This window comes from Georgenia sp. Z1344 (assembly GCF_057652375.1).
Genome location: NZ_CM172728.1, coordinates 2,887,888 through 2,908,430, shown reverse-complemented (window position 1 = coordinate 2,908,430; position 20,543 = coordinate 2,887,888). Strand labels below are relative to the sequence as shown.

Here is a 20,543-nt window from a genome sequence, read left to right as displayed (position 1 = left end):
GGCCGACGATCCGCGCGGTGCGCGGACGCCCATGGTCCCTCCCAGCCTATGGGCGGGCACGCGCGGCGGACACCGGAACGTGTGGGTACCACTTCCCTGCGGGCATGCTCGCGGGCATGTGGGCGGGCGGGCGTCCGCCCGGCACCCGCCGGTCGTCGATCCTTCGTCCGCCCGTCGTCCCAGCGCGGTCGCGCCTCCGGCCGCACCGAGGCGAGCCGCCGCCCGCGCCGCGACCGGCCGTCACTCGCACCCGACGAGTGTGAGCGATCCGTCGCCGCCAGGGACGAGCCACATGTCGCCGCACTCGTCCGCACGGGCCACCCGCGCCCCGGAGTCGGCCCAGACGTCGACCGCACGCGGCGCCGGGTGTCCGTGGTCGTTGTCCAGCCCGGACGAGACGAACGCGACCAGGGGCGTCGTCACCTCCGCGAGGGCGGGGTCGAGGTTGCCCGACCCGTGGTGCGGGACGACGACGACATCGACCCCGTCCGGCACCCTCTCCCGCAGCGCGCGGGCGAGGCGGCCCTGCCCGTCCTCCTCGAGGTCTCCGGCGACGACCAGCCGGATGGCTGCGGCACTGGAAGGAGCGGCTTCCGAGGCGCCCGTGCCTGACGAGTCGTGCAAGCGCGTTCCGACGCCGGACGTCTCGGCGCCGGGCTGGTGGGCACCGGCCAGGTCGGCGTCGAGCTGACGGACGTCGGGTGGGTGGGCGTCAGGCGGGCCGGCTGCAGGCGCTGCCCGGGCGGTCGCGACGTCCGTGGGGATCTCGACGAGCAGCGCGATCGAGGACTCGTTGACTGACGAGGAGTCGTCGGCGGATGCTCGGACGCCCGGCCGGGGATGGAGGACGTCCGCCCGTACCCCGTGCCAGTCGAGCGACTCGCCGGCGGCGATCTCGCGCACGGACGCCTCGCTCGCGGCGGCCTCGACCGCCTCGCGCGCCGCGACCTGCAGGCTGGGTCCGTCGACGGCGGGGACGAGCACCTCGGTCACCGCCGCGACATCGAGGACCGCGGGCAGTCCGGCGGTGTGGTCGGCGTGGTCGTGGGTGAGCACCACGGCGTCGAGGGTGGCGATCCCTGCATCGCGCACGCAGGCGGCCGCGGCCCCGTCGGCGTCCCCCGCGTCGACGAGGACCGCCGAGGTGGCGCCCGTGCGCACGAGCAGCGCCGACGCCTGCCCGACGTCGCACTGGCGGACGGCCCAGCCGTCGGGCGCGCCGGTCCCCGGGGCGACCGGAACGAGCGACAGCATCCCCGGTGCCAGGACGAGGACCACCAGCGCCCGGACGCGTCCGCCGGTCGTCACGGTGCGGACGACGACCAGACAGCACGCGACCGTGGCGCCGGCGAGCAGGAGGACGCCAGCCGCTCCCCCGGGCCACGCGATCGTCGCGGCGGGAGCGCCGGCGAGCGTCTCCGCGACCCACGCGATCCACGCTGTGTGCCAGGAGGCGACGACGGCGAGCAGCTCGGCGAGCTCCGGCGAGACGGGTGAGAGGAGTGCCGCGCCGAGCCCCAGCACGGTGGCGCCGGGCACCGCGGGTGCCGCGAGGACGTTGGCCGGCACCGAGGTGAGGGCGAGCCGGGGGTCGAGCAGGACGAGGACCGGGGCGCAGACGAGCTGGGCGGCCGCGGGGATCGCGAGCGCGTGTGCGAGCCAGCGCGGCACGCCGGCCGAGAGCTGCCGGGCGAGGGGGCGGGCGAGGACGACGATGGCCGCGGTCGCGCCGGCGGACAGCACGAGCCCGTACGACCTCGCCAGCGGCGGATCGACGAGCACCAGCACGACGACGGCGGTGGCGAGCGCCGGCAGGGCGCGGGCCGGCCGGCCGAGCAGCCCCGCGAGCAGGACGACCCCGCCGGTCGCGCCGGCACGCAGCACGGACGGCTCCGGGCGCACGAGGACCACGAGGGAGACGACGACGGCGGAACCGAGAAGCACCGCCAGGCGCGGACGCCCCCGGCCCACGACCCCGAGGACTCCGGCGAGGACGAGGGAGACGTGGGCCCCGCTCACGGCCGTCAGGTGCGTGAGCCCGGTGACGCGCGCAGCGTCCTCGAGGGTGGCGGGCAGCGCGCGGTCGTCGCCGAGGGCGATCCCCGGGACGAGGCCCTGCGCCTGCCCGGAGAGCGGTGCGACGGCGGCCCGCAGCCCCTCACGCAGGTGGTCGGCGAGGCCGAGCGGGCCGGTCGGCGGGGCGGTCTCCCGCGGCGGCTCGTCGGCGAACACGACCGCGAGGTCCACCTCTGCCCGGCCGGTCGCGCGGGCGTCCCCCACGATCTCGACCGTCGCCCCTACCCGCAGGCGGTCCTCGCCCGGTGGAGCGAGCACCAGTACCGTGCCGTCGGCACCCGACCGCGTCGGGTCGCGTGCCGGCCCGACCGACCGGACATCGACGGTGAACCGATCCTGACCTCGGCCGGCGCCGTCCGGGTCGGTGAGCACGACCGCCTCGACGACGACGGACGCGCCCTCCTCGGCGAGCTGGGCGAGCGGCTGTCCCTCGCGCGCCGCGTGGTGGAGCCCGACGACGGCGAGGGCCATGGCGACGCCCGCGAGCACCAGCGCCGCCTGCCGCAGGACCACCGACGGGGTGGACGACCGCCTCCTGGTAGCGACGACCGCGGCGAGGACCGCACCCGCGCCCGCCAGCACCGACCCGCCGGCCACCACCGGGGTCGACAGCCCGAGTCCCACACCCATGGCCACCCAGGTGGCGAGCGCGAGCGGGACGAGCCGGACGTCGTGCGGGTCGGGCGGTCGGGGCGCGACCGGCTCGTCGGAGGTGTCGGCGGCCAGGGTCTCCGGCCGGACAGTCGTCCCGGTGTCAGACGGTGACGAGGTCACGCAGCTGTTCCATGAGGACGGGCCCGATCCCGGAGACGTCGTCGAGCTCGTCGACCGACGTGAAGCCGCCGATCTCCTCGCGGTGCGCGGTGATCCTGCCGGCGAGCGCCGGTCCGATGCCCGGCAGGGTCTCGAGCTCGGCCTCGCCGGCGAGATTGAGGTCGACGACCCCGGAGCCGCCCGACCCACCGGGGTCGGCCCCGGCTCCCGGCCCGGCTCCGGACCCGGTTCCACCCGGAGCCCCGGCGGAGCCGGGCCCCGCCTGCTGGTCCGGCGGTGCGGCCGGCGGCTCGCGGGGTTCCTCCCCGACCACCGGCACGTAGACCTGCTCGCCGTCGACGAGCGGTCGCGCAAGGTTGACCAGGGTGAGGTCGGCATCCGCGAGGGCGCCGCCCGACGCGTCGACCGCGTCGCCGACCCGCGCCCCGGGCGGGAGTGCGACGAGGCCCGGCCGGACGACGGCACCGGCGACATGCACGACGACGTCGGCACCCGCGTCGGCGCCACCGCTCGCACCCGGCTGCCCCGTGCCGCCCGCACCGGTCTCCCCCGTGCCGTCCGCGCTGCCCGTGCCGTCCGCGCCCGCCTGCCCCGTGCCGTCCGCGTTGCCCGTACCGTCCGGCCCGCCGGTCCCGTTCCCGGCCGTGTCCGTGCCGGCAGCGCCGCTGCCCGACTCCTCGGCCCCGGTCCCGCCGTCCTCGGCGCTCCCGCCGCCTCCGGGCGCGCCCGGATCCTCGCCGTCGGTCGATGAACCGGGCAGCTCGTCGGAGGCGACGGCCGCTCGTTCGGCGTCGGCCCCGGAGGCACCGAGCTCCTCCCCGGCTCCCGGTCGCGACAGCAGGTAGCGCGCGCCGAGCGCGGTGACCACGAGCGCGAGGACGACGATTACCGCCACGACCGCCCGTCTCGACGGCCAGGCACGCACCGCCCGGTCCTCGCCCTCCTCGGGGTCCACCTCGAGATGCCCTGCCGCGGCCGTGTAGGCGACGCGCGTGAGGTCGCGCAGCCTCCGGGTCGACTCGCTCCGCCGGTGATCCATGCCGACGACGCTAGAGACGCGGTGCCGCGCGGATCGGGGTCATCGCCCGGACCTGTGGACACCGACGCATCAACTGTCGTTGTGGGATCCGGTGGACGTCGTCGGGGCCCTAGGGTGACGTCCGTGACGGACACGACGGACGACAGCTCCTCGATCGAGATCGCACGCCTCAAGGCGCAGGCCGCGAAGGCGGCGGCCGAGGCGGCGGAGGCCAAGGCGGCCGCCGCCCAGGCCCAGCTGGAGGCCGCGCTGCTTGCCGAGGGTGCGGCGGCGGGCACGGAGGCAGAGGCCGCGGGACAGGGCGGGGCGCCGGACGAGACCGAGACCCCCGCACCAGCAGACCTGTCAGAACACGCGGCCGAGATCAAGGCCGGCTACACGGCGGAGGGCGCGCTGCTCCCCGTCGGCGTGCTGCTGGAGGACGACGAGCCGGTCCCGGCGGTGCGCGTCGGGCTGCCGCTGGCCACGCTCAACCGGCACGCGCTCGTCGCGGGCGCCACCGGCACCGGCAAGACCCGCACGCTCCAGCTCATGGCCGAGGGGCTCTCGGAGGCGGGCGTCCCGGCGCTCGTCACGGACGTCAAGGGCGACCTCACGGGCCTCCTCCAGCCGGGCACCGCCAACGACAAGCTGCTCGAGCGCACCACCTCGCTCGGTCAGGACTGGACAGGGGCGGGGTTCCCCGTCGAGCTGCTGACGGTGGGCGAGGCCGAGGGCGCCGTGCCGGTCCGCACCACGGTCTCCGACTTCGGCCCCCTCCTGCTCGCCAAGGTCCTCGGACTCAACGAGACGCAGGAGTCCGCGCTCCAGCTGATCTTCCACTGGGCGGACACCGAGGGGCTCGCGCTCGTCGACCTCGGCGACCTCCGCTCGGTCGTCAACCACCTCACGTCCGACACCGGCAAGGCCGAGCTCAAGGAGATCGGGGGCATCTCCACCGCCACGGCCGGCGTCATCCTGCGCGAGGTGTCGGCCCTCGCCACCCAGGGGGCCGACGAGTTCTTCGGCCAGCCGGCCTTCGACACGGCGGACCTGCTCCGTACCGCCGCCGACGGCCGCGGCGTGCTGTCCGTGCTCCGCCTCCCGGACCTGCAGCAGCGCCCGGCCCTGCTGTCCACCTTCGTCATGTGGCTGCTCGCCGACCTGTTCGGCTCCTCGCCCGAGGTGGGCGACGCCGGGAAGCCGCGACTCGTCTTCTTCTTCGACGAGGCGCACCTGCTCTTCGCCGACGCCTCGGACGAGTTCCTCAACCAGGTCGTCCAGACCGTCCGTCTCATCCGGTCCAAGGGCATCGGGATCGTCTTCGTCACCCAGTCCCCGACCGACGTGCCGGAGGCCGTCCTCGCCCAGCTCGGCGGCCGCGTCCAGCACGCCCTGCGCGCCCACACCCCCAAGGACGCACGCACGCTGAAGGAAGCCGTGACCACCTTCCCGACCTCGCCCTACGACCTCGCCGAGGTCCTCACCTCGCTCGGCACCGGAGAGGCCGTCGTCACCGTGCTCGACGAGGACGGCGCCCCGACACCGGTGGCGGTCACGCGGGTCCTCGCCCCCGCCGCGGTCATGGGAGCCGCCGACGACGACGCAGCCGCAGCCGCTCTGTCCGCCTCCCCCTTGGCGGCCCGGTACGGGGAGCGCATCGACCCGGAGTCGGCCACCGAGCTGCTCGCCGCCCAGATCGAGGCCGCGGCGCAGACCGCTGCCGCCGAGGCCGAGGCGGCCCGGCTCGCCGAGGAGCAGGCGAAGCTCGAGGCCGAGCGGAAGAAGGCCGACGAGAAGCGCCTCAAGGAGATGGAGAAGGAGCTCGAGGCGGAGCGCAAGCGGCAGGACAAGGAGCTCGAGGCCGCACGGAAGCGGGAGGAGCGCGAGGCCGAGCGGCGCGCCCGGCAGCGCGACTCCGTCATCACCTCGATGGTCCGCACCGCCGGCACGTCGATCGTCCGCTCGATCTTCGGCAACCGCAGGCGCTGAGCGCACCGGCCCTGTCTGGACGTCGGCACGCACGACGACGACACGCCTGTCGCCGGCCCGCGTCCTCGGGTGCTGACGTGGGCCGGCGACGCGCCGTTCGGGGCGTGACGCCGACGATCGCCGCTACGGGACGACGTTGACGAGGTTCGGTGCGCGCACGATGACGCGACGCGGCTCGGCGCCGTCGAGCTGCTTGACCACGGGCCCCGTGGCCAGCGCCAGCTCGCGCAGCTCGTCCTCGCCGATCGAGGCCGACACCTCGAGCTTCGCCCGCACCTTGCCCTTGACCTGGACGATCGCGGTGACCGTGTCCTCGACCAGCAGGTCGGGGTCCGCCTCCGGGAACGGCTCGTAGGCCAGCGACTCGGCGTGCCCGAGGCGCTCCCACAGCTCCTCGGCCACGTGCGGGGCCATCGGCGCGAGCATGAGCACGAGCGGCTCGATCGCCGCACGCGGCACGCGCTCGAGCGTGGTGAGGTGGTTGTTGAGCACGATCAGCCGGGCGATCGCGGTGTTGACGCGCATCCCCTCGAGCTCGTCCGTCACGTCGGCGACGGTGCGGGCCACGAGGCGGGCGGTCTCGTCGTCGGGCTCCTCGTCCGTGACCGTGAGCGCGCCGGTGGTCTCGTCGACCGCGTTGCGCCACAGGCGCTGGAGGAAGCGCAGCGAACCGACGACCGCGCGCGTGTCCCATGGGCGCGAGTCGGCGAGCGGCCCCATCGACATCTCGTACAGCCGGAAGGTGTCGGCGCCGTACGCGGCGTACATCTCGTCGGGCGTCACCATGTTCTTCAGCGACTTGCCCATCTTCCCGTACTCCTGCGTGACGGGCGCGCCCTGCCACGTGAAGCCGGCGGACTCGTCGCCCTCGACCTCGTCGGCCGGGACGTGCTGGCCGCGCTCGTCGACGTACGCGTACGCCTGGATGTACCCCTGGTTGAACAGCTCGTGGAACGGCTCCGAGCTCGACAGGTGGCCGAGGTCGAACAGGACCTTGTGCCAGAACCGCGCGTAGAGCAGGTGGAGCACCGCGTGCTCGACGCCGCCGACGTACAGGTCGGTGCCGCCCACTCCCCCGGCCGTGCGGGGGCCCATCCAGTACTGCTCGATGGCCGGGTCGACGAAGCGCTCGTCGTTGGTGGGGTCGAGGTAGCGCAGCTCGTACCAGCACGAGCCCGCCCACTGGGGCATCGTGTTCGTGTCCCGCCGGTAGGTCTGCACGCCGCGGCCGTCGCCGAGGTCGAGCTCGACGTCGACCCACTCGGGCACGCGGCCCAGCGGCGCCTCGGGGGTCGAGTCGGCGTCGTCGGGAGCGAAGGTGCGCGGCGAGTAGTCCTCGACCTCGGGCAGGTCGACGGGCAGCATCTCCTCGGGCAGCGTGTGCGCGACGCCGTCCTCGTCGTAGACGACCGGGAAGGGCTCGCCCCAGTACCGCTGGCGGGAGAACAGCCAGTCCCGGAGCCGGTAGGTCACCGTGGCCTCGCCCAGGCCCTTGGCCTCGAGCCAGGTGGTGATCGCGGCCTTCGCATCCTCGACGGTCATCCCGTCGAGGCTGATCTCGTCGTTGCTCGAGCGCGTCACCGCACCGTCGCCGGTCCACGCGCCGCCCTCGTGGTCCGCGGGCGGCTCGACGGTGTGGATGACCGGCAGCTCGTACGCGGTCGCGAACTCGAAGTCGCGCTGGTCACCGCCGGGGACGGCCATGATCGCGCCCGTGCCGTAACCCATGAGGACGTAGTCGGCCGTGAAGACGGGGATCTCGCGGCCGTCGACCGGGTTCGTCGCGAACAGGCCCGTGAAGACACCGGTCTTCGCCCGTGCGTCGTCGGTCCGCTCCTCGTCCGTCCGCGCGGCGGCCTGCGCCTGGTACTGCCCGACGGCGGTGGTCGGGTCCGTGGCCCCACCCGTCCAGACCTCGGGGACGTCGGCGGGCCAGGAGGTCGGCAGGTCGCCGTCGAGCACGGGGTGCTCGGGCGAGACCACCATGAAGGTGGCGCCGAACAGCGTGTCGGGGCGCGTGGTGAAGACCTCGAGCGGGCCGTGGCCCGCGACCTCGAACCGGACCCGCGCGCCCTCGGAGCGCCCGATCCAGTTGCGCTGCATCGTCTTGACCTTCTCGGGCCAGTCGATCGAGTCCAGGCCCTCGATGAGGCGGTCGCCGTAGGCGGTGATGCGCATCGTCCACTGGCGCAGGTTGCGCGTGAAGACGGGGAAGTTTCCGCGCTCGGAGCGGCCGTCGGCGGTGACCTCCTCGTTCGCCAGCACCGTGCCCAGGCCGGGGCACCAGTTGACCGGCTGGTCGGAGACGTAGGCCAGTCGGTACCCGGCCACGACGTCGGCGCGCTCGAGCTCGGTGAGCTCCGCCCAGGCGCGGCCGCCAGGGACCTGTCGCTCCCCGGACTCCAGCTGGGCGACGAGGTCGGCGATCGGGCGGGCCGAGCCGGTGCCGCCGTCGGGGCGGACGTGGGTCGGGTCGTACCAGGAGTTGAAGACCTGCGTGAAGATCCACTGGGTCCAGCGGACGTAGTCCGGGTCCGTGGTGGAGATCGAGCGGCGCTCGTCGTGCCCGAGCCCGAGGCGCCGCAGCTGGCGGCGCATCGTCGCGATGTTCTCCTCGGTGGTGATGCGGGGGTGCTGGCCGGTCTGCACGGCGAACTGCTCGGCCGGCAGGCCGAACGCGTCGTAGCCCAGGGTGTGCAGGACGTTGTCCCCGCGCATGCGGCGGAACCGCCCGACGACGTCGGTCGCGATGTAACCGAGCGGGTGCCCGACGTGCAGGCCCTTGCCCGAGGGGTACGGGAACATGTCGAGGAGGTAGAACCGGGGGCGCTCGGCGCGCGGGCCGGCCAGCGGCCCGGTCGGGTTGTGAGCGTGGAACGTGCCCTCCGCGGCCCAGCGGTCCTGCCAGCGCTGCTCGATCTCGCCGGCGAGCGCCGCCGTGTAGCGGTGCGGCGGAGTGGCGTCGTCGGTCGGGTGCGCGGCAGGGGTCTCGGTCGTCATGTCCTCAGCTCGTCTCGTTCGTGGATCGCTCGCCTCCGGGCAGAAAAAAACCTCCCGACATGGGAGGTCCGCCGCGCCGAGCCACCGGCCCGTCCGGGCGGTGGACTGCTCAGCGCGGCCCGGTAAGGAGCAGCACGAAAGTCATGCCCGGCAGATTACCACCGGGCCTCGCGCCGCCCTCATCGAGATTGCGGTTCGTCGTCGTCGAGACTGCGGTTGGGAGCCGCCCTGTTCATCGAGATTGCGGTTCGTCGTCGTCGAGAGTGCGGCTCAGCGCCGCCTGTCGACGGAACGCTCACCGGTACCGGGGCGTGCGTGGCATCGCGACGGGCGACTCGACCCGCACCTTGCGCAGGAGGCGGCGCAGCTCGAGGAGCTCGTCGTCGTCGAGGACCGACATCGTCGAGTGGATGGTCCGCACGTGCCGCCGACCGATCTCGCGCTGCATCGCCAGCCCCGCCTCGGTGAGGACGAGGTTCGTGCCCCGGGCGTCGTTGATCGCGGGCGTCCGGCGCAGGAATCCCTTGCGGCCGAGGCGGTCCGCCATCCGGCTCAGGCTCGGCTGGGCCATGAGGACCTGCTCGTTGAGGTCGCGCATGCGCAGGCTGTGGTCCGGCGCGGAGGCGAGGATGAACAGGACGTCGTACTCGGTCTTCGACAGCGGGTGAAAGTCGCCGGACGCCTCGTACGTGCGCATGAGCGAGACCTCGGCCCGCAGGAGCGCCTCCCAGGTGGTGCTCGTCAGGCGCATCCCCCGGTCCGGGGTCTCCTCGTCCCCGTCCCCTGCGCGCGTCGTATCCACCCGATAGTCCTTTCGATCTCCCCGAGATGCGCACGATAGTCGAGGGGCGCGGGGCCCGTCCGTGCCGCACTCTCGACCAGCCCTGCCAGCACTCTCGACCATGCTGTTGCCGGGCCGGACCCCTAGCCTGGTGACATGGCCACCATCTTCTCCCGCATCATCGACGGCGAGATCCCGGGACGCTTCGTCTGGAGCGACGACCTGTGCGTCGCCTTCCTCTCGACCGGCCCGCACACGGAGGGCCACACGCTGGTCGTCCCCCGCCTCGAGATCGACAACCTGCTCGACGCCGAGGACGCGCTCGTCGCCCACCTCGCCGTCGTGGCGCGGCGGATCGGCGCCGCCCAGCGTGTCGCGACGGGTGCGCCCCGGGCGATCGTCGCCGTCGCCGGCTTCGAGGTGCCCCACCTCCACGTCCACGTGTATCCGGCGTGGGACGAGTCGGTCATCAACCCCGCGGTCGCGCGCTCGGACGTGCCCGACGACGAGATGGACGCCGCCGCCGCCCGCCTGCGCGCCGCGATCCGCGAGACCGGGTTCCCGTCGAACGTACCGGCGGAGCCGGGCGACCGGGCCTGAGCTCGGCAGGGCGGCTCAGAGGCTCGGCCCGCGTGGCGGGCGGCGGGCGATTCGACTGTCCGGGCCGGGCCGACGCCCGAGCGCCGCGAGCCACGCCACCCGGCTATACGGGCAGGAGCGACGCCCCGAGCACGAGCACGAGGGACACGACGGCGGCGATCGACGTCACCGTCGTCATCGTCTTCAGCGTGCCCTTGGTCGACAGGCCGAGCAGGGACTTGAACAGCCAGAAGAAGTTGCTGTTGACCTGCAGTGCGAACAGGGCGCCCGAGGCGATGGCCAGGGCGATGATGACGGGGGCGACGTCGAGCGAGCCGAGGATCGGGGCGATGACGCCGGCGGCCGCGATCGCCGCCACGGACACCGAGCCGATGGCGAGGTGCATGAGGGCCGCGACCGCCCAGGCCAGCAGGATGCTGACGACGACGGTCACGCCCTGGCCCACGGAGAACAGGCCGCCGAGCACGTCGGCCAGGCCGCTCGCGTCGATGACCGCGCCCAGCGAGCCGCCGACGCCGGTGACGAGCAGGATCTCGCCGCTCGTGCGCAGACCGTCGCCGAGGGCGGAGTCGGTCTTCTCGGCGCCGACGAGGACGCGGCTCATGACGAACGCGCCGAGCAGGCCGACGAACAGGGCGACGGTCGCGTCGCCGAGGAAGGCGACGAACGAGTTCTCCCACCCGGCGAGGCCGGCGAACGCCCCGAAGGCGATCATCAGCAGCGGCACGACGATGGGCATGAGGGCCAGCCACAGCGGGGGGCGCCGGTCGCCGTCGTCGGTGGTCCTGGCCGCGGCCTCCTGCTGCTGCAGCGCGTCGGACTCCTCCTCGTCCGTCGCGGCGTTCCACCAGCCGCGGCCGAGCATGCGCCGGAAGATCCAGATCGTCGCCACGGCCGTGACCGGGCCGATGATGATGCCGTAGATGAGGTAGGTCCCCATCTCGACGCCGAGCAGGGAGACCACCGAGAGTGCGGCGAGGCCGGGGATGACGAACACGTAGCCGCAGAAGATGCCGGTCCCGAGCGCGCCGGCGAGCCACGCGAGCCCGTGCCTGCCCACGTGCGGGGCGGACGAGCGGGCCACCGGTGCGGCGAGGACCACCTGGACGTCGACGTAGATCGACGGGGCCACGGTGCTCAGCGCCACCCCGAGCGCGTAGGGCAGGCCGCCCGGCGGCACCAGGCGGACCAGGGCATCCACCAGGGCGCGGAAGGCCCCCATCCGGTTGAGCAGCGAGCCCATGAGCACGCCGAACCCGATGAGCAGACCGATGTCGGCCATGATCTCGCCGAAGCCGCCGGTGATCGCTCCCACCGTGCCCTCGAACCCGACCCCGGTGGCCAGGCCGAGGTAGAAGCTGCCGAGCACCAGCGCGATGATGGGGTCGACCTTGAACCTGATGATCAGCGCGATGATCGCCACGATGGCGATCGCGGTGTGCAGGGCTATCATTCCGACCTCCTTGTTCGGTGCCGCGTCGGCGCGACGTCGGCCAAGGCTGCCGACCGGCTCCAGGGGGGCGCACGCTTGTGTTCACTAAGTCCACGCACGCGCGCTCGCGGAGCGTCGCGACCGAGGTGCTCGTCGTGCTCAGCGCTGTGGCGGTGCTGATGATGGCGATCTCGCTGGTGGCGGCCTACGACTCCGCGCGTCGGGAGGTGGAGGCGACCGCGGCCACCAAGGTGACGATGGTGGCCGAGACGATCGCCGCCACCGACGACGTCCTCGAGGGCCTGTCCTCCCCCGATCCCGCGGCCGCGCTCGAGGGTCTCGCCGCCCGCGAGCTCGAGCGCACCGCCACCGACTTCGTCGTCATCATGGCGCCGGACGGGACCCGCTACACCCACCCCACCGCGGACCGGGTGGGTGAGGAGTTCATCGGCACCATCGCCGAGGCCCAGCGCGGGGGCATCGTGCTCGAGCAGTACACGGGCACGCTCGGCCCCTCGACCCGGGCGGTCGTCCCGGTCCTGCAGGACGGCGAGGTCGTCGGCCTGGTCGCGGTCGGCATCACCCGCGACCGGGTCGCGGACAACCTGCGAGACGCCGTGCCCCGGGTGCTGCTCATCGGCCTCGCGGCCGGAGCGGTCGCCGCGGGGGCCGCCGTCGTGGTGGCGCGACGCGTGCGCCGGGAGACCCTCGGTCTCAACCACGTCGAGCTGCGCCGGCTGCACGACCACCACGAGGCGGTGCTGCACGCGGTCCGGGAGGGGCTGGTCATCACCGACGCCCGCGGCCGGGTGCAGGTCGCCAACGACGAGGCCCGTCGGCTGCTCGAGCTCGACGAGGACGTGGTGGGCCGGCTCGTCGACGAGCTGGACATCCCCGCGGACCTCCAGGACACGCTTGCCGGCTCGGACCAGCACGACCAGGCGCAGGTCCACGGCGGCCGGATCCTCCTGGTCTCGTCCACCGGGGTGGTCCGGGACGGGGAACGGATCGCGACCCTGACCACGCTGCGGGACCGCACGGAGCTCGAGCAGCTGACCGGCCAGCTCGGCACCGTGCACAGCCTCGCCGACGCGCTGCAGGCGCAGGCCCACGAGGCGTCGAACCGGCTGCACACCGTCATCACGCTCATCGAGCTCGACCGCACCGACGAGGCCCTCCACCTCGCCACCGACGAGCTGCGGGCCACCCAGTACCAGCGCGACCGGATCAACGCCGCGATCGAGGAACCGGCGGTCGCGGCGCTCCTGCTCGGCAAGGTCGCGCAGGCGTCCGAGCGCGGGGTCACCCTCGAGCTCGACCCGGACGCACACCTGCCGGCGGACGTGATGCCACCGCGGCAGACGGTCACCGTGCTGGGCAACCTCGTCGACAACGCCATCGACGCGGTGGCCGACCTGCCGGCCCCCGCCGAGCGCCGGGTGACGGTCGACCTGCAGGTGGGACCCGAGGAGGTGCTGCTGACCGTGAGCGACACCGGCCCGGGCCTGGAGGCCGAGGCCGCGGAGCGCGCCTTCGACCGGGGGTGGACCACCAAGGACGCCCCGCACGCCGCCCGTGGGATCGGACTCGCGCTCGTGCGGCAGACGGTCGAGTCGCTGCGCGGTCGGATCGCCGTCGACGACCCGCCGGGAGCCACCTTCGAGGTACGGGTGCCGCTCGGCGCCCCTCGCGGAGCACCTCTCGGGGTGCCCGCGGGGGCACGAGGCAGGACGACGAGGACACCGTCGCCGGGGGCGCCGGTCGCGGACCGAGGCACGACGACGAGCACGACGACGGGGGCGGACCGTGGATGACCTGCAGGTCCTCATCGTGGACGACGAGGACGTCGCGGTGACCGGCCACAGCGCGTACGTGGGGCGCATCCCCGGCTTCGGGGTGGCGGGCACGGCCCGCACGAAGCAGGACGCCCTGCGGTTCCTGGGCAGCGCACGGGTGGACCTCGTGCTGCTCGACCTCAACCTGCCGGACGGGCACGGGCTCGAGATCGCCCGGGCCATCCGCACGGCGAACCACCCGGCGGACGTCATGGCGATCACCGCGGCCCGCGAGATCGAGCTCGTGCGCGCCGCCGTCTCGCTCGGCGGCGTGGGGTACCTGCTCAAGCCCTTCACGTTCGCCGACCTGCGCGACCGCCTCGAGTCCTACCGCCGGTACCGGGAGGGCCTCGACTCCTCGGACGCCGCCAGCCAGTCCGGCGTCGACGCGATCTTCCGCGAGCTGCGCCGCCCCGTGCTCGCGACCGACAACGCCCCCAAGGGACTGGTCGGCGGCGTGCTCGACACGGTGATCGCCGCCCTGCGCGCGGGCGGTAGCGACGGCCTGTCCGCCTCCCAGGTCGGCGACGAGGTCGGGGTCTCACGCGTGACCGCGCGCCGCTACCTGCAGTACCTCGCCGACTCCGGCCGGGCACAGCGCGGGCAACGGCTCGGCGGGAGCGGGCGCCCCGAGGTGACCTACACGTGGGACGAACCCTGACCCGGGGCGACGGCGGTCACGCACAGGGCCACGTCCCGTGGCTGCGCCCAGGTGACGCCTCCGCCCTCGCGCCCGGGTCCCGGTCCGGGCCCGGCACATCCGTATCGCGCGCTACCCGCCCGCGAGCGTGACGATCGGGTCGGTCGTGGGGGCGTCGGAGCCTCCCGCCGGCTCGACGGTGACGCCGAGCGTGTCGCCGTCGTCGACCGCGGGCACCTCGGTGCGTGCCCGGCCGTCGTCGGACGTGAGGACGCCCGCCGACTGTGCGCCGGCGGCGTCGATCACCCACAGCTGGTAGTCGCGGTCGTCGTCGAGCTCGGGCAGCCCGGCGGCCACGAACACCGCCTCACCGTCCGCGACCACCGCGCCCGCGGTCCCGCCGCCGGCCACCTCCGCGACGACGAGCTCGCTCCCGGGGCTCGCGAGCAGGTCGTGGATCGCCGCGATCTCGTCCCGCGCCTCCTCCGCGCGCCGGTACTGCTGCACCGCGATCGCGCCGGTGACGACGAGGGCGACCGCGGCGGCCGCCGCTACGAGCACGCGCGGCAGGCGCCGACGACGGCGGGCCTCGGCGAGCTCGTCCCGAGGCGCGTCGCCGGCCCGGTCTCCTGCCGCGCCGCCACGCGCAGACGTGTTCGGCTCCCGCGCGCCCCGGTGCTCGCCGGGGTCGTCCGCGGGCGCAACGGGAGTGCCGTCGGCAGCGGTGTCGCTACCGGTGTCGGTGTCGTCACGCTCCTGCGGCGTCCGCGCGGCGGCGTCGAGCACGTGGTCGCGCAGCGTGGCCGGGGGCTCGATGCTGCCCGCACTCGCCAGCAGGGCCGCCGTCTCGCGCAGGGCGCGGGCCTCCGCCGCGAGCTCGGGGTCGTCCTCCACCGCACGCTCGACTCGCGCGCGTTCGGCGTCGTCGACCGCGTCGAGCGCCCACGCGTGGAGCAGGGCGTCGACGTCGTCGCTCGCGTCCGCGGGCTCGCGGCCGTCCCGCCCGCGCACGTCCGCACGGTCGCCCGCGCGCCGCGCCGCGTCGTCGTCCATCGCGTCTCCCCTCATCACGCCACCCCCAGGCAGGTCCGCAGCCGCGCGAGGCCGTCCCGGATCCTCGACTTGACGGTCGGCAGCGCGGCGCCGAGGTCGCGGGCGACCTCCCGGTAGGTCCGGCCGCCGAAGTAGGCGCGTTCCACGGCATCGCGCTGGACGTCGGTCAGCGAGCCCAGGCACTCCATCAGCAGCTCCCGGTCGTCGCGTCGCTCGACGGTCTCGCTCACGTCGTCGTACGGGCGCCCGTAGCCCCGCACGCCCGCGGTCTCGTCCCGGTCCCGCTGCGCCTGGACGGCACGCACCCGGTCGATCGCCCGGCGGTGCGCCATCGTGGCCAGCCACGCCGGCACGGTCCCCCTCGAGGCGTCGAACCGGTGGGGCCGCGTCCACACCTCGAGCATCACCTCCTGCGTGACCTCGGCGGCCAGGTCGGGGTCGCGCAGGACCCGCAGGCACGTCCCGTGGACCATGGGCGCCGTCTGGTCGTAGAGCTCGGCGAACGCCGCCTGGTCGCCGGTCGCGACCCGCGCCACGAGGTCGGCGAGGCGGCGCGCACGTTCCGCGCGGGTCTCGTCGCCACGGCTCCCGTTCGCGTCCGTCATGCCCGGCCCACGCACGTGCCCGCCGTGTCCGGACCTCGCTCGTACGGCCCGTGTCCGGACCTCGGTCGTACGGCCCGTGTCCGGACCTCGGTCGTGCGGGTCATGTGCGGCTCCTCGCCGTCGCGTCGGTGGGTCATCGTCACACGGGGTTCGGAGCCGACGTGCCACCGGACGGGAACACGCTCAGCGCGCCATGAGCATCCACTGGTCCCAGAAATGAACCAGCGCGTACAGGACGACGACCGCGTAGAGGGCGCCGGTGATGATCCACCGGTCGAGCACGAGGGTGCGGGTGAGCCGCTCGCCGAGCCGCAGGTGCCCGGCCTGCGCGGCCCGGGCGGGCACGTGGACGACGAGGGGGACGACCACCGCCCACACCACGAGGCAGTAGGGGCACAGCGCGCGGATCTCGTAGAACGCGGTGTAGACGAAGAACACGAGCGCGACGAGCGCGAACCCGACGCCGGCGGTCAGCAGCCACCAGAACCACCGGCCGAGCCGCCCGCCGGAGAGCAGGACGAGTCCGGTCGCCAGCAGCCCCCCGAACGCGGCCGTCCCGAGGATCGCGTTCGAGATCCCCAGCGCGTGCGCCTGCCACGTGGTGATGAACGTGCCGCAGCCGATGAGGATGTTGATGTCGCAGCCGAGGGCCGCGTTCGGATCCGCCGCCACGAGCAGCTCCGAGCGGACGAGCTGGATCGACGCCCACAGTCCCGCGAGGCCGGCGATCACCAGCAGGATCGACAGCTCGCGCGGGGCGCCGCCGGCGAGCTGAGCCGCGCTCGGCGCCGCGCGGTCGACGACGTCGCCCACCTCGTCGTCGTAGTCCTCGTCGTCGAAGTCGTCGTCGCCGAGGTCGTCGTCGTCGTGGGCATCCCGCTGACGATCCCCGCCGACGACGCCGCGCGCGTCGTCGTGGGTCCCGTTCCGGCGGCCGGCGGGAGAGGTGTCGCCGGGGCGGCGGGCACTGCGTGGGTTCACGCGGACAGTATGACTCCGCATGTGCCCTCGTCCGGTGCCGGGCCGATTCGTCCAGGCTGACGTGAGACAGCCGTCCGCGGCCCACCCGTCCTGAGTCGGTCGGCCGGCTCATCGGCCGGCTCGACGACCAGTGCGTCAGCCGCCCGAGGTCGAGGTCTCGCCGCCGTCCCCGTCCGACGGCTCGTCCGTCGGCGGGGGGCCCTCGGAGGGCACCTCGTCGCCGAACCCGCTCGGGCTCTCCCCCGGCCCGCCCGACCGGCTCTCGGAGTCGAGCTCGTCGCCGTCGACGTCCGTCTTGGGGATGGGCAGGTTGGCGGGCATGTCCGTCCAGTCGCTCACCTCGACGCTCGAGTCGGGCTGCAGGACGATCCGCCGGTAGCGCAGCGCCTCGCCGGTCTCGGAGTCGAACTCGATCTGCCCCATCGGCGCGGGTTCGCGCACCGCGCCGAGCGTCGGCACCCCCTGGCCCTGTCCGCCCGCGGCGCCCTCGACCCAGCGCACCCCGAGCCCGTCGACCTCGGGACCGACGTGCGTGTGGATGTGCCCGGACAGGGTGAGCGGCACGCAGCCGGTCCACGCCACGCGTCGTCCGCCGAACGCGTCGTGGATGACGGCGAGGTCGACCGGGTCCTCGTCGGCGAGCGCCTCGCAGGAGTCAGCGGCGATCCGCTCGGCCGTCTCCTCCCAGGTCTCGGACCGCTCCTGGACGGTGGGCTGGTCGAGCGTGGTGATCCGCGGGTCGGTGTCCCCGATGATCCGGACGCCGCCGACCTCGACGATCGACCCGTCGAGCACGGTCCAGCCGGCCCGCCGCATCTGGTCGACGGTCACGATCGAGTCGTGGTTGCCCGCCGCCACGACGTAGGGCGTGTCCTCGGGCATCGAGCTCTCGATCGCGTCGACGCAGAACTGCTCGATGGCGGTCCCGGCGATCGTCGTGTCACCGCCGTCGATGACCATGTCCGCCTCGACGAGGTCCGCCGCGTGCCCGACGACCTCGGCCGCGCCGACGTTGCAGTGCACGTCGGTGTAGAACATCGCCGTCGTCACGCCCTCGGGCTGCTCGCCGCCGGGCCCGGTGGACCACCGTCCCTGCTCCTCGAGGCCAGCCTCGAGCGACGCGGCGGCGTCCGAGGCGAACTCGGTGTTGCCGTCGTAGAAGAGCCGGATCGTCGGACCGTAGGCCTGGAGCAGGTCCCCCAGCCGGCCCGAGATCGTCGCGTCCTCGAGCGGCGTGCCGTGGAACGACGCGATCGTCACGCCCGGCGGCGAGTCGCTGCGGGTCGCGGGGATGATCACAGCGAGGGCCCCTACGGCGACGGCCGTCCCCGTGAGGAAGCCGACGACGGGGCGGTCGGTGACGACGCGGAACGACTGAGACCACGCCCCGTGGAGGCCGGCGTGGACGGCAGCGATCCCCGCGAGGGTGAGCGTCGCGATGAGGGCGGCGCGGGACAGGGCGTCGGTGACGATCGCTCGGGTCGGCTCGGCGAACGCCGCCTCGGGGTAGGCCATGAGACGCGCGTAGGACTCGGCGTCCGCCAGCAGGCCGGGCACGAGCCCGCCGTCGGTGCCGATCGTGGCGTCCGCCGGGAGCTCCTTGATGACCGCCGTGACCCCGAGCCCGGCCGGGAGCGGCGACGCGAGGACGACGTCCCCCGCCGGCCCCAGGTCGATCGTGATGTCGGAGTCGATGGTGACCTCGACCTCCGCGCGGTGCGGGCCCACCGTGGTCTCGACGTGGGCGGTCCCGATGCCGATCGCGAGGGAACCCAGAACGACGAGGAGCACGACGACGCCGGCCGCCCACCAGGGCATCGGGCGGCGCAGCTCGCCGGCCCGTCGCGCGTGCAGCTCGGCCACGGGCTCCTCGGCGCGCCCGTCGTCGTCGTGGCGTGCCTCATCGAGGTTCTCGTAGTCGGGCGCACCGTCGAGGTGGTCACCGTCAGTGCGCTCGTCGTCGGGCTCCTCGACCCGCTCGGACCGTTCGACGCGGTCCTCTTCCGGGCGGAACCGGTCGTCGTCGGGAAGCTCGTCGTCAGGGCGCTTCTCGTCGTCGGACGATGTCCGGCGCGCGCGATCCGCGTCGTCCGAGGTCATCGCTGCAGTCTAGGGGCGAGCGTCAGGTGCCCACGGAGCGGGCGGGTCGATCGGTCGCGCGCGGGAGGCCCCGCGGTGGGAGCATCTGGTCATGGGACGCGAGATCACGCAGACGAGCTATTCCGGCGCCGACCGGACGCGCTACCGCGCCAAGGTGGCGCAGTGCCTCGACGCGCTCGAGGTCATGCTCGCGCGCGGGCACTTCGCGGAGGACGTCGCGAGCACGGGGCTGGAGATCGAGCTCGCCCTCGTCACCGAGAGCGGGTCGCCGGCGAACGCGAACGCCGAGGTGCTCGCCGAGATCGCCGACCCCAGCTACCAGAGCGAGCTGGGCCGGTACACGATCGAGCTCAACGTCGAGCCGCGGGTCCTGTCCGGCACGGCGCTCACGGACCTCGAGGCGGACCTGCGCGCCACGCTCAACCACGCGCGCGACCGGGCGCGCGCACTCGGCACCGACATCGTCATGACCGGCATCCTGCCCACCCTCGGTCCCGAGCACGCCGAGCGGGACTGGATCTCCGACGACGAGCGGTACCTCGCGCTCGACACCGCCATCCGCATGGCGCGGCACGAGGACATCTCCCTCGAGATCGCCGGGCCCGAGCCGCTCGCCGCCACGTTCGAGTCGATCGCGGTGGAGTCGGTGTGCACGTCGACCCAGCTCCACCTCCAGGTGCGGCCGGAGCAGTTCGCCCGCTACTGGAACTCGGCTCAGCTGCTCGCGGGGCCGCAGCTCGTGCTCGGCGCCAACTCGCCCCTGCTGTTCGGGCACCGCCTGTGGGCCGAGACGCGGCCGGTGGTGTTCCTCCAGGCCACGGACACGCGCGCGCCGGAGCTGCGGCACCAGGGCGTACGGCCGATCGTCACGTTCGGCGAGCGGTGGATCACCTCGATCTTCGACCTGTTCGAGGAGAACGTCCGCTACTACCCGGCGCTGCTGCCCGAGACCACCGACGACGACCCGTTCGAGGTCATCGCCGCCGGCGGCACGCCCACGCTCGACGAGCTCACGCTGCACAACGGCACCGTGTACCGGTGGAACCGGCCGATCTACGCCGTGGCGGGCGGGCGGCCGCACCTGCGCGTGGAGAACCGGGTGCTGCCGGCGGGGCCGACCGTCGTGGACACCGTGGCCAACGCGGCGTTCTTCTACGGCGCCGTCGAGGCCCTCGTCCGCGAGGACCGGCCCACGTGGACGCGGATGCCGTTCTCCGCGGCGCGGGACAACTTCGAGGCCGCCGCCCGGCACGGGATCGACGCCCGGCTCAGCTGGCCGGGCGAGCTGGAGATCGACGGCCTGTCGCTCATCGAGGGGACGCTGCTGCCGATGGCGCGGTCGGGGCTGGCGAGCCTCGGGGTGGACAAGGACGTGGCCGAGCACTACCTCGGCGTCATCGCGCAGCGGATCGAGCGGCGGCAGAACGGGGCGTCCTGGCAGGTCGCCGCCGTGAGCGCGTACGAGGCCGGCGGGGTGACCCGCGAGGTCGCGATCGCCAAGATGCTCGCCGACTACCGCCGCAACATGGACACCAACACCCCCGTGGCGCTCTGGCCGGTGCCGCAGCCGTGAGCGCGGCGGCTGCGGTCGGTGACGCGGCCATGAGCGTCGCGGCAGCTCGACCGATGCCACAGCCGTGAGCGCGCCGGTGCGAT

General features: G+C 74.0%; 14 protein-coding genes. 5 read left to right on the top strand and 9 right to left on the bottom strand.

Going from position 1 to position 20,543, the window contains the following annotated elements; genetic code table 11:
• Positions 1–240: 240 nt before the first annotated feature.
• Both AC24FB_RS13260 and AC24FB_RS13255 read right to left on the bottom strand, forming a co-directional pair.
• Positions 241–2,850: a ComEC/Rec2 family competence protein gene (locus AC24FB_RS13260; RefSeq protein ID WP_425715175.1), complete on the bottom strand. Its 2,610-nt coding sequence runs from the start codon at positions 2,848–2,850 to the stop codon at positions 241–243.
• Complete coding sequence (locus tag AC24FB_RS13255; protein WP_425715177.1) at positions 2,831–3,889, bottom strand: ComEA family DNA-binding protein; 1,059 nt, start codon at positions 3,887–3,889, stop codon at positions 2,831–2,833. Before AC24FB_RS13255 ends, AC24FB_RS13260 begins: the two co-directional genes overlap by 20 nt.
• A gap of 123 nt (positions 3,890–4,012) precedes the next feature.
• On the opposite strand from AC24FB_RS13255, the gene AC24FB_RS13250 reads away from it, so the two are divergent.
• Complete coding sequence (locus AC24FB_RS13250) at positions 4,013–5,860, top strand: helicase HerA-like domain-containing protein (RefSeq protein WP_425715179.1); 1,848 nt, start codon at positions 4,013–4,015, stop codon at positions 5,858–5,860.
• A gap of 123 nt (positions 5,861–5,983) precedes the next feature.
• Here AC24FB_RS13250 and leuS read toward each other — a convergent pair whose 3' ends face one another.
• Together leuS and AC24FB_RS13240 are read right to left on the bottom strand one after the other, a co-directional pair.
• The gene (leuS, locus tag AC24FB_RS13245; protein ID WP_425715181.1) at positions 5,984–8,860 is read right to left on the bottom strand and encodes a leucine--tRNA ligase; all 2,877 of its coding nucleotides are present in this window, start codon (positions 8,858–8,860) and stop codon (positions 5,984–5,986) included.
• 295 nt (positions 8,861–9,155) lie between these two features.
• Positions 9,156–9,662 (bottom strand): MarR family winged helix-turn-helix transcriptional regulator, encoded by a 507-nt coding sequence (locus tag AC24FB_RS13240; RefSeq protein ID WP_425715182.1) that lies wholly within the window; start codon positions 9,660–9,662, stop codon positions 9,156–9,158.
• 135 nt (positions 9,663–9,797) lie between these two features.
• On the opposite strand from AC24FB_RS13240, the gene AC24FB_RS13235 reads away from it, so the two are divergent.
• Positions 9,798–10,241: an HIT family protein gene (locus tag AC24FB_RS13235; RefSeq protein ID WP_425715184.1), complete on the top strand. Its 444-nt coding sequence runs from the start codon at positions 9,798–9,800 to the stop codon at positions 10,239–10,241.
• 103 nt (positions 10,242–10,344) lie between these two features.
• Here the strand turns inward: AC24FB_RS13235 and AC24FB_RS13230 are convergent, their stop codons facing one another.
• Positions 10,345–11,694, bottom strand: a complete 1,350-nt coding sequence (locus tag AC24FB_RS13230) for a GntP family permease (RefSeq protein WP_425715186.1) — start codon at positions 11,692–11,694, stop codon at positions 10,345–10,347.
• Between the two features lie 134 nt (positions 11,695–11,828).
• Here AC24FB_RS13230 and AC24FB_RS13225 point away from each other — a divergent pair, with 134 nt between their 5' ends.
• Positions 11,829–13,487, top strand: a complete 1,659-nt coding sequence (locus AC24FB_RS13225; protein ID WP_425715188.1) for a sensor histidine kinase — start codon at positions 11,829–11,831, stop codon at positions 13,485–13,487.
• Complete coding sequence (locus AC24FB_RS13220) at positions 13,480–14,169, top strand: response regulator (protein ID WP_425715190.1); 690 nt, start codon at positions 13,480–13,482, stop codon at positions 14,167–14,169. The genes AC24FB_RS13225 and AC24FB_RS13220 overlap by 8 nt, the downstream gene beginning before the upstream one ends.
• A 111-nt stretch (positions 14,170–14,280) precedes the next feature.
• On the opposite strand, the gene AC24FB_RS13215 is transcribed toward AC24FB_RS13220, so the two are convergent.
• The 4 genes from AC24FB_RS13215 to AC24FB_RS13200 all read right to left on the bottom strand — a co-directional run bounded on the left by AC24FB_RS13215 (position 14,281) and on the right by AC24FB_RS13200 (position 18,887).
• Complete coding sequence (locus AC24FB_RS13215; protein WP_425715192.1) at positions 14,281–15,201, bottom strand: anti-sigma factor; 921 nt, start codon at positions 15,199–15,201, stop codon at positions 14,281–14,283.
• A gap of 14 nt (positions 15,202–15,215) precedes the next feature.
• On the bottom strand, positions 15,216–15,806 hold the full coding sequence (gene sigK, locus AC24FB_RS13210) for an ECF RNA polymerase sigma factor SigK (protein ID WP_425715194.1): 591 nt from the start codon (positions 15,804–15,806) through the stop codon (positions 15,216–15,218).
• A gap of 183 nt (positions 15,807–15,989) precedes the next feature.
• Positions 15,990–16,787, bottom strand: a complete 798-nt coding sequence (locus AC24FB_RS13205) for a vitamin K epoxide reductase family protein (protein ID WP_425715196.1) — start codon at positions 16,785–16,787, stop codon at positions 15,990–15,992.
• A gap of 135 nt (positions 16,788–16,922) precedes the next feature.
• Positions 16,923–18,887: a metallophosphoesterase family protein gene (locus AC24FB_RS13200; RefSeq protein WP_425715198.1), complete on the bottom strand. Its 1,965-nt coding sequence runs from the start codon at positions 18,885–18,887 to the stop codon at positions 16,923–16,925.
• A 91-nt stretch (positions 18,888–18,978) separates the two neighbouring features.
• Between AC24FB_RS13200 and AC24FB_RS13195 the strand changes: the two genes are divergently transcribed.
• A complete protein-coding gene (locus AC24FB_RS13195; protein WP_425715200.1) occupies positions 18,979–20,460 on the top strand; it encodes a glutamate-cysteine ligase family protein in 1,482 nt (493 codons plus the stop codon).
• Positions 20,461–20,543: the final 83 nt, after the last annotated feature.

Excerpts from the sequence above, each read along its gene's own strand:
- AC24FB_RS13255 (WP_425715177.1), bottom strand. The coding sequence starts at position 3,889 with ATGGATCACCGGCGGAGCGAGTCGACCCGGAGGCTGCGCGACCTCACG.
- leuS (WP_425715181.1), bottom strand. The coding sequence starts at position 8,860 with ATGACGACCGAGACCCCTGCCGCGCACCCGACCGACGACGCCACTCCG.
- AC24FB_RS13235 (WP_425715184.1), top strand. The coding sequence starts at position 9,798 with ATGGCCACCATCTTCTCCCGCATCATCGACGGCGAGATCCCGGGACGC.
- AC24FB_RS13230 (WP_425715186.1), bottom strand. The coding sequence starts at position 11,694 with ATGATAGCCCTGCACACCGCGATCGCCATCGTGGCGATCATCGCGCTG.
- AC24FB_RS13215 (WP_425715192.1), bottom strand. The coding sequence starts at position 15,201 with ATGGACGACGACGCGGCGCGGCGCGCGGGCGACCGTGCGGACGTGCGC.
- sigK (WP_425715194.1), bottom strand. The coding sequence starts at position 15,806 with ATGACGGACGCGAACGGGAGCCGTGGCGACGAGACCCGCGCGGAACGT.
- AC24FB_RS13200 (WP_425715198.1), bottom strand. The coding sequence starts at position 18,887 with ATGACCTCGGACGACGCGGATCGCGCGCGCCGGACATCGTCCGACGAC.
- AC24FB_RS13195 (WP_425715200.1), top strand. The coding sequence starts at position 18,979 with ATGGGACGCGAGATCACGCAGACGAGCTATTCCGGCGCCGACCGGACG.